Annotated in this window: 6 protein-coding genes and 2 pseudogenes; all 8 read left to right on the top strand. The window is 40.0% G+C overall.

Going from position 1 to position 8,721, the window contains the following annotated elements; genetic code table 11:
- A partial coding sequence (locus BM097_RS16860) for a flagellin (RefSeq protein ID WP_304442198.1) occupies positions 1-1,748 on the top strand: 1,748 nt, incomplete at its 5' end.
- Positions 1,749-2,131: 383 nt separating this feature from the next.
- Positions 2,132-2,872 carry a transposase gene (locus BM097_RS10510; RefSeq protein ID WP_143084980.1) on the top strand — a complete coding sequence of 247 codons (741 nt, stop codon included), beginning with the start codon at positions 2,132-2,134 and terminating at the stop codon, positions 2,870-2,872.
- Complete coding sequence (locus BM097_RS10505; RefSeq protein WP_090549146.1) at positions 2,872-3,435, top strand: helix-turn-helix transcriptional regulator; 564 nt, start codon at positions 2,872-2,874, stop codon at positions 3,433-3,435. Before BM097_RS10510 ends, BM097_RS10505 begins: the two co-directional genes overlap by 1 nt.
- Positions 3,436-3,798: 363 nt before the next feature.
- Positions 3,799-4,390: pseudogene (locus tag BM097_RS17050) on the top strand (flagellin N-terminal helical domain-containing protein); the annotation flags it as partial.
- 767 nt (positions 4,391-5,157) lie between these two features.
- Positions 5,158-5,763 (top strand): annotated as a pseudogene (locus BM097_RS17045) (flagellin); the annotation flags it as partial.
- A gap of 218 nt (positions 5,764-5,981) precedes the next feature.
- Positions 5,982-6,506 carry an adenine phosphoribosyltransferase gene (locus tag BM097_RS10490; RefSeq protein ID WP_090549143.1) on the top strand — a complete coding sequence of 175 codons (525 nt, stop codon included), beginning with the start codon at positions 5,982-5,984 and terminating at the stop codon, positions 6,504-6,506.
- 120 nt (positions 6,507-6,626) lie between these two features.
- Entirely contained in the window at positions 6,627-7,301 is a 675-nt protein-coding gene (tsaA, locus tag BM097_RS10485) for a tRNA (N6-threonylcarbamoyladenosine(37)-N6)-methyltransferase TrmO (protein WP_090549140.1), read from the top strand.
- 126 nt (positions 7,302-7,427) lie between these two features.
- Positions 7,428-8,684, top strand: a complete 1,257-nt coding sequence (locus BM097_RS10480) for a transglutaminase domain-containing protein (RefSeq protein ID WP_090549136.1) — start codon at positions 7,428-7,430, stop codon at positions 8,682-8,684.
- Positions 8,685-8,721: the final 37 nt, after the last annotated feature.

The raw sequence follows: 8,721 nt of genomic DNA, 5'->3' as shown, positions 1-8,721 counted from the left end.
ATCAGGCATCTACAAATGCTCAGGATGGTGTATCTGCAGTACAGACAGCTGAAGGTGCTTTAACAGAAGTTCACTCAATGCTTCAGAGAATGAATGAGCTAGCAGTTCAGGCAGCAAACGGCACAAACAGTGATACAGATCGTAACTCAATCCAGGACGAAATTAATCAGCTTACAACAGAAATCGACCGTGTAGCTGAAACAACAAAGTTCAATGAGACATACTTACTTAAGGGCGATGCTGATGGTAACGAAGTTACTAAGACAGTAAAGGCTCATGACGCTGGTCTTGATGGAAAGCTTGTTGAGAATGCTGTAAATGGATCAACAAAGTTCTCTCTTAACAAGAAGCTTGAAAACGGCGATAAGGTAATGATTGGCGGTAAAGAGTACAATATTGGAGCAGGTAAATCTGAAGATAGTTATAAGACTATAGATGCTCTTAAAGTTTCTGCTATGAAAGTCGGTGATAGTATCACTGTTGATGGTAAGACTACTACTCTTACAAAGGATGTAAAGGCTTCAGATGTAATAACAAAAGGCGGAACAGCTGGTGATCAGATTATTGCAAAAGATGGTACTGTATATGAGTATAAGGATGCCGTTTCAGGTGGTCCATCAGCTGGTTGGTATGATAAGGCAACTTATCAGACAACAGCTTTATACGCAGCTGAAGGCCATGCAAAGACAACAGGTCAGATTGCAGTAGAAGGCGCAACATGGAAGCTAAAAAATGCAGATGCTAAAAGTGGATTATCAGAATTTAATATTGTAAAGAATATCAAAGATGGTGAAAAATCTGCTTATAACATTGGTACTTCTGGAAAAATTGTTGCAAAAGATGTAAAAGGCGGGGGTGCTAATGATGAAATCGCTGCAGGTGATACTGTTAGGATTGCAGGAGAAGAATTAACAGCTGTTGACAATGCTTTTGCATCAGCGAAGTTTAGTGATATTTCTAAAGCAATTGGCGAACTTAAATCACAAACACAAATAACTGTAACAGATATTGCTGGTCACAACTCAACAACATATAAAGTTGCTGAAACAGCTGATCAGGAAGATTCTGCAAGTGATACCTATACACGTGATCACATTATCGAGATGTTAAAGGAAGGCGATAGAATTTCTTTCACTAATAATGGTGGTACCGCTTATAAGAAGACTGTTGCCGGCGTAGAAGCTGCTGATACAAGCAAGATTTCAGCTAATAGAGCATATACACTTATGGCTGATGAACTTCAGAAAGCTTCTTCAATTGGTGCTGATACTGAAGCTAAGGTTACAAACAACAACGATGGTACATTCGATATCAAGCAGGGTACTGTAACATACAAGGATAAGCTTTCATTCAACCTTCACGTTGGTGCTGATGCTGATATGACAAACAAGATTAACGTAGATGTTAATTCTATGAGCGCAGCTTCACTTGGTATTAAGGGTATTAACGTAGCTGATACTACTGGTACAGCTGCTACATATGCAATCGATGCAATCGCTGACGCTGTTGCAAAGGTATCTGCTCAGAGATCTGCACTTGGTGCTGTTCAGAACAGATTAGAGCACACAATCGCTAACGTTGATAACGTAGTTGAGAACTCTACAGCTGCTGAATCTCGTATCCGTGATACAGATATGGCTGACGAGATGGTTAACTACAGCAAGAATAACATTCTTGCTCAGGCTGGCCAGTCAATGCTTGCACAGGCTAATCAGTCAACACAGGGCGTACTTTCAATCTTAGGATAATTCGTGATTTTTAAAGCTTGACTTGAAAAATCATGAACATGACGAGCCCATCACCGCAGGTGATTTTCAAATGGGCGAGTATCAATGGTAATTTCATAGGATATTTAAATCCTAACGATTCGTTTCGCGCAGGCTAGTTAATAGCTAGTGAATTTACGGGGCTTGCTCCCCTGGCAAGCCCCTAAATTTCAATAACAGTGCAAAAGCACTCTCTCAGAAACGGATTTCGAGAGTATTTACATGGAAGTAGCTAATTTGGACCTCCTCACGGAGGTCCTTTTTTTATCCCCTCCCCAGCACTGATGCTACTAAAGTTTCAAGCCGGTTCCCGCAAGCTCAAGTCCCTCCAAAAGTTCAGGGATATCATAAAAAAATCAGTAATAATGAGAAATGATAAATGCTTTTATGCTATACTTGGTATAGAAAATCAGTCAGATATTCACTATGCTATGCCGGTTAGGGATATGCTTTATGATTCCCTTTCATATCTAAGGCAGGTAGAGGAAATATCAGATTATAACAGAACCGAAGGTAAATGCACCGGGGAGGATTATATATCCGGATTTACCAAAGGAGACAAGCTCATTCCTGTAGTTACAGTCACCTTATACTGGGGTTCCAAGCCATGGAATGCACCTACATCATTAAAGCAAATGCTAGCTGATGTTGATGATTCTCTTTGGCCTTTTATAAATGATTATGATATTAATCTCTTCTCAATAATTGACCGAGAAGATTTCCCAGCTTATAAAACAGAACTAAGAGAACTATTTTTACTACTCAATTCAAGAAATGATAAGCATAAAATGCAGAATCTTGTTGCAACAGATAAAGCATTTTCCAATATCAAACGGGATACTGCAGAATTAATGAGTGAGTTTGCCTCTATACAACTTCCAAGTAGAAGCAAGAAAGGTGGTTACGATATGTGTAAAGCTGTAATGGAAATAAAGCAAGAAGGCATAGAGCAAGGCTTAGAACAAGGTGAAGAAAACTTACTTGATTTATATGCATGGCTGAAACAGAACAATCGCATTGAAGAAGCAGAAGCTATTATGATAAAAGAAAATAAAGATCTCCGAAAGAAATTACAATTAGAATATAAGGAAAAGGCAAATAATTAATGAAAGCTGTAGAGGCTGAAAAGAGTAGAATTTCTAAGAATATTAAACATTTATTAGAGGCTAAACAGATATCGCGCAGGCAGGCCAGTATAGATTTGGGCTATAAATATACTACCTTTTGCGATTGGGTGAATGGTAATTCATTGCCTAGCTATAGTGTTTTGGAAAGGCTGGGAGAGTATTTCAATGTTGAGCCATGGGAATTTTATGAAGACATTTCTGGCACTAAAAGAAGGGCAAGGGTGCTTGCAGCTTATGCTAGTGCTTTTGCAGATGCAAAGCTATTGAATATGAATATCTTAGATAGCGTTGAAGATGCTCAGCTCAAGAGCTTGCTCCAATCGGGTTTTAAATTTCGCCACAAAACATTAGAAGAGTATGAAGGCGTTAATATAAAATTATCATCTTCATCAGCAGATGATAAAATAGATATTAGTACTGAATTATCTGTGAGAGATAATCAATTATTCATTTCAAATGGAGATGTTAGTTCTCCTGTGCCACTTAATAAAGTTATTCAGATAATGGATATCATGCAGGCAGTATTAGACGAGAATAGTTAGAACAGAAATAGGGCTTCCATATGGGAGTTCTATTTTTTTGAAAATTATGACTAAAGTTTAAAAAGACTTTTCCGATAAAAAAAGTAGATGATATAAAAGTCATCACTTGTAACTTTACAATTGAATACGGAAAGTTATACTACAGAGCGACTATTTGAGAGCAATCTTAGGTAGTTGCACATAATTTCTTCTCTGGTAGCACGTGGAGGTTGGTCACTCCCTTGTTATATAGATACGGTATGTCGCCTTTGGTATGTAGCATTCCATATCATTGAATAAATTATTAATTAAAAGTTAACGATATGCGCTTCGCGCATCTCTTTTGAATGGAATCTTAAGAGTATCTACAAGGAGGTAGAAATTATGGTAGTACAACACAATATGCAGGCAGCTAATGCTTCAAGAATGTTAGGTATAACAACAACAGCACAGGGAAAGACAACTGAAAAACTTTCTTCTGGATTTAGAATTAATAGAGCAGCAGACGATGCAGCAGGGCTTTCAATCTCAGAAAAGATGAGAAAGCAGATTAGAGGTCTAGACCAGGCATCTACGAATGCATCAGATGGTATTTCAGCAGTACAGACTGCTGAAGGTGCTCTAACTGAAGTGCACGCAATGCTTCAACGTATGAACGAGCTGGCAGTACAGGCAGCCAACGGAACAAATGCAGAGAGTGATAGACAGTCTATTCAGGATGAAATACTTCAGTTGACAACAGAAATTGACCGTGTAGCTGAAACTACAAAGTTTAACGAAACATATCTTTTAAGAGGTGACCCAAACGGCACAAAGATTACAAAAGCAGTAAACGCACATGATGCCGGACTTGCGGGAACCCTCGTTGCAAATGGCAAAGGTGAAACAACCTTCTCTGTTAAGGAGAGACTTAAGGACGGTACAACAGTCAGCATTGGTGGAAAGGTGTATGAGATTGGTATGGGCAAGACCGAGGATAGCTACAAGACAGCTACAGCCCTCGGTGCAACAGCAGCCAGAATTGGTGATTCTATCACAGTAGACGGTAAGGACTATGTACTTACTAACAAGGTTAAGGCTACTGATATCACTAGTGAAGGCACAGGTGAACACCAATATAAACCAGCAATGGGCGACCTCATCACCACAAAGGATGGTAAGGTTTACCAGTACTATGTAAAGTTTGGTGAAACTGGCGCCACAGCTGATTCCCCAAAAAAAGTTGAGACAGGATGGTACGAAAAGAAATCTTTCCAGGATACAGATTTGTATCAGGCAGAGGGACATAAGGTAAGTATTGGTTCAATTGCAACCGAGGGTAGCACAATCAGATTAAAAGATAAGCAGTCAGAAAATGGCATGACAACATTCGCAATTACAAAGAATCTTGGCGAAGGCGAAGTATCTACCTGGAAGCTTGGTACTAGTGGCAAGATAACAATGAATCAGTTCAAGCAAAGAGCACTTAATAATACAAGTGCAACAATTGCCGCAGGAGATACAATCATCACAAATGGAGAAATTCTTACAGCAGTACATGATGATTTCGTCGCACAAAAGTTAGCTGATGTATCAAAACAGATTGGTGCACTTGCCTCAGGAACTACAGTAACAATAGCTGATATCGACGGTAATAATTCAGTTACATATACAGTAGTTGAGAATTCTGATCAAGAGGCAGCAAGCGATGACAGACTTACTCGTGGTAGCATCGTTGGACTTCTTAAGGAAGGCCAGAGGGTAACAATTGGCAGTGCAACGATGACTGTAGCCGGTGTTGATAGCGATGATGAAGACAAAATTTCTGCACAGTATGCTTATTCACTTATGGCAGAAGAGCTTCAGAAAGCATCATCTATCGGAACAGACACAGAGGCAAAGGTTACAAACAACAACGATGGTACATTCCTCATTAAGCAGGGCACAGTAAGTTACGCAAGCTCACTAACATTTAATCTTCACGTAGGTTCCGACGCAGATATGACAAATAAGATTAATGTAGAGATCGACACTATGAACGCAGCTTACCTCGGAATCAAGAAACTCAATGTTGCAGATGATACAGGTATTTCAGCAACTTATGCCATTGACGCAATTGCAGACGCCCTTGCACGAGTTTCTGCTCAGCGTTCAGCACTTGGTGCTGTTCAGAACAGACTCGAGCACTCAATCGCAAACTTAGACAATGTAGTTGAGAATTCACAAGCCGCTGAATCACGAATCCGTGATGCAGATATGGCTGACGAGATGGTTACATACAGCAAGAATAATATTCTTGCTCAGGCAGGCCAGTCAATGCTCGCACAGGCTAATCAGTCTACACAGGGTGTTATGTCAATTCTTCAGTAAGTATAGCGTGGCCAAACGCAGGAGTACGAAAGGGTTTCGCAAGAAGCTCGGTACTATCCAAATGGGGGTCCTTCGGGGCCCCTTTTTAAGTATATGATAATTCACTTGAAATATAGATATAAACAACGTATAATTTATAAGGATAATATCTTTTTATCCTATTTTATTGTTCGCCGTTCCATTGGAAATTAAACGGCACGTAATATAGAAGGAGTCATATGAAAAAAGTAGAAGATTATATCAGAACTATTCCGGATTTCCCAGAGCCAGGCATCATGTTCCGTGATGTTACAAGTATCCTTCAGGATGCTGAGGGCTTCCACCTCGCTATCGATGAGATGAAGAAGTTACTTGAGAATGTTGATTGTGATGTTATCGCAGGCGCTGAGAGCCGTGGATTTATATTTGGCGCACCACTTGCTTATGCACTTAACAAGCCATTCGTACTTATTCGTAAGAAGGGTAAGCTCCCATGCGAAACAATCGAAAAGACATACGATTTAGAGTATGGTACAGCTACAATCGAAATGCATAAGGATGCTGTTAAGCCTGGTCAGAAGGTTGTTATCGTAGATGACCTTATTGCTACAGGTGGTACTATCGAAGCAGCTTGCTCACTTGTTGAAGAGCTCGGCGGTGAAGTTGCAAAGATTATCTTCCTTATGGAGCTTAAGGGCCTTAACGGACGTGAGAAGCTTGCAAAATATGATGTAGCTTCAGTTGTTTCATACGAAGGAAAATAATAGATATAGGATTTAATGGCAGTACTTTTTGGTACTGCCTTTTTTTATATGTATTAGTATAATGATATTCGAAGCTGCATATAAGCAGTACTATTTTTGATTAAACAAGCTGAGGTAAAGATGGAATTAAAAGAAATTGCATGCATTAAAACAGGATTTACGCAGAAATTTGGTATACCTAGGCAAAGTGGGCTGGCAGATGAAATAGGTTATATTGTATTCACCCCAGAATATAGAAATCCTACATACATAGAAGGTATTACGGATTATGATTATCTGTGGTTGCTATGGGGTTTTTCGAAGAACAAGCCGTTAGAAGGTGGCACAGTGCGTCCGCCACGGCTTGGGGGAGAAAAGCATATGGGAGTGTTCGCAACTAGAGCACCATATAGGCCTAACAATATAGGTATGTCCTCTGTGAGGCTTTTAGAGGTAAGGCAAACGGAAAATGAAGGACATATTCTAGTGGTAAGTGGTGTTGATATGTTAGACGGCACACCTATTTATGATATAAAGCCTTATATTCCTTATGCAGATGCACATCCAGATGCCAGGGGCGGATTTACCGATTCATTGTCAAAAGGCCAGCAGGTGCAGGTTGATTTTCCAAAGGAATTTCTTGAGAAGCTTCCAGAAGATATTAGAAAGTCTGCAATACAGGTGTTATCTCAGGATCCAAGAGCAGGCTATGATAGAGGAAAGCAAAGAGATTTCAGAATGGCATATCACGGATTCGACATTGTATTTGAATCTACAGACTATGGTTTAAAGGTAATAGATGTAATTATAATGTAGTAGCTTTTTAAATTATAAAGAAATAATGCAAAAATCCTGATGCGTAAGTAACTCCAGAGATTTGACTATATGTTCCATGATTGATAAAATTATCTTCGGTGAATTCACTCTGGAGAAGATGTAATTATGGAAAATGATGTCAGACGCAGAAGAAAGAGAAAAAGGAAAAAACACAGTAGGCTTTTCGTTACAATAGCAGCTACAATTGTGGTAGTTTGCGCTGGAGTGGGGGCCTACTTTTATTATGATTATTCAAACAGAGTTTACACAAAATGCCAGGTAGAACTGGGCGGCCAGGTGGAGGCTAAGGACTTTTTAAAAAAGCCTAATATTCCTGCTGAGTTTGTCAGTGGCAGCACATACACTACAGATATTGCCGGAAGCTACGATGTCAAAATTAAATCAGGTATTTACACCTACGATTGCACACTTGAGGTGGTGGATTCCATAGCGCCAGAGCTCACTGTGAAGGAACTTACCCGCACTAGAGAGGAAGTTCCCAGGGCAGAGGATTTTGTTGAATCAGTCAATGATGCATCAGGTAATGTTAAGATTTATTTTGGCGAAGGAATCAGCTTTGATAACTATGGAGATATTCCTATCAACATTGTGGCAGAGGATTCATCAGGTAATCGCACCGCAAAGGACACAGTCCTTCATCTTGTGGAGGAATATGATATTATCCCACCTGTGATAGAGGGCCAGCTTGACAAGATTGTTTACACAGGCCAGGCTGTCAGTTACAAACAGGGAATTACAGTTTCTGATAATGTGGATAGTGATATTCAGCTACAGGTTGATAGCAGCCACGTGAATCTTGATGTGCCAGGAGAATATCCTATTGAATACACAGCTACAGATTCCATGGGAAATACGGATTTGAAGGAAGGAACTGTCACTGTAATCAAAGCAGAATATACACCTGATGAAGTAGATGCACTTGCAGACGAGGTTCTAGCCCAAATCATAAAGCCTGATATGTCTGATTATGACAAGGCTCATGCGATATATGTGTGGGTAAAGGGAAATATTGGCTACAGTGAGAGCGAAGATAGAGGCGATTGGCTGAAGGGGGCCTATGATGGTCTGAAGAATCGCCATGGTGACTGCTATAATTATTTTGCAGTAAGCAAGGAGCTTCTCACCAGAGCAGGAATTAAGAATGAGGATATCGAAATCATCCCAACTGCCACCCGCCATCATTTCTGGAATGTAATTGATTGCGGCGAGGGCTGGCGACATTTCGACACCACACCTCGTACAGACAAGTCATTCAAGGGATTTTATCTTACAGATGAGGAGCTGATGGAATATTCCAATGCTCATTATCGTTCTCACAATTACGATAGAGAAATATATACTTACTTTATGCCTTCCCCTTGAGGGGAAGGGGGACCGCTTTAGCGGTGGATGAGGTGTA

Source organism: Pseudobutyrivibrio sp. OR37, from assembly GCF_900113655.1.
GTDB lineage: Bacteria > Bacillota > Clostridia > Lachnospirales > Lachnospiraceae > Pseudobutyrivibrio.
Note: the sequence above shows the minus strand (reverse complement) of the source record. Positions and strands in the feature narration are given on the sequence as shown.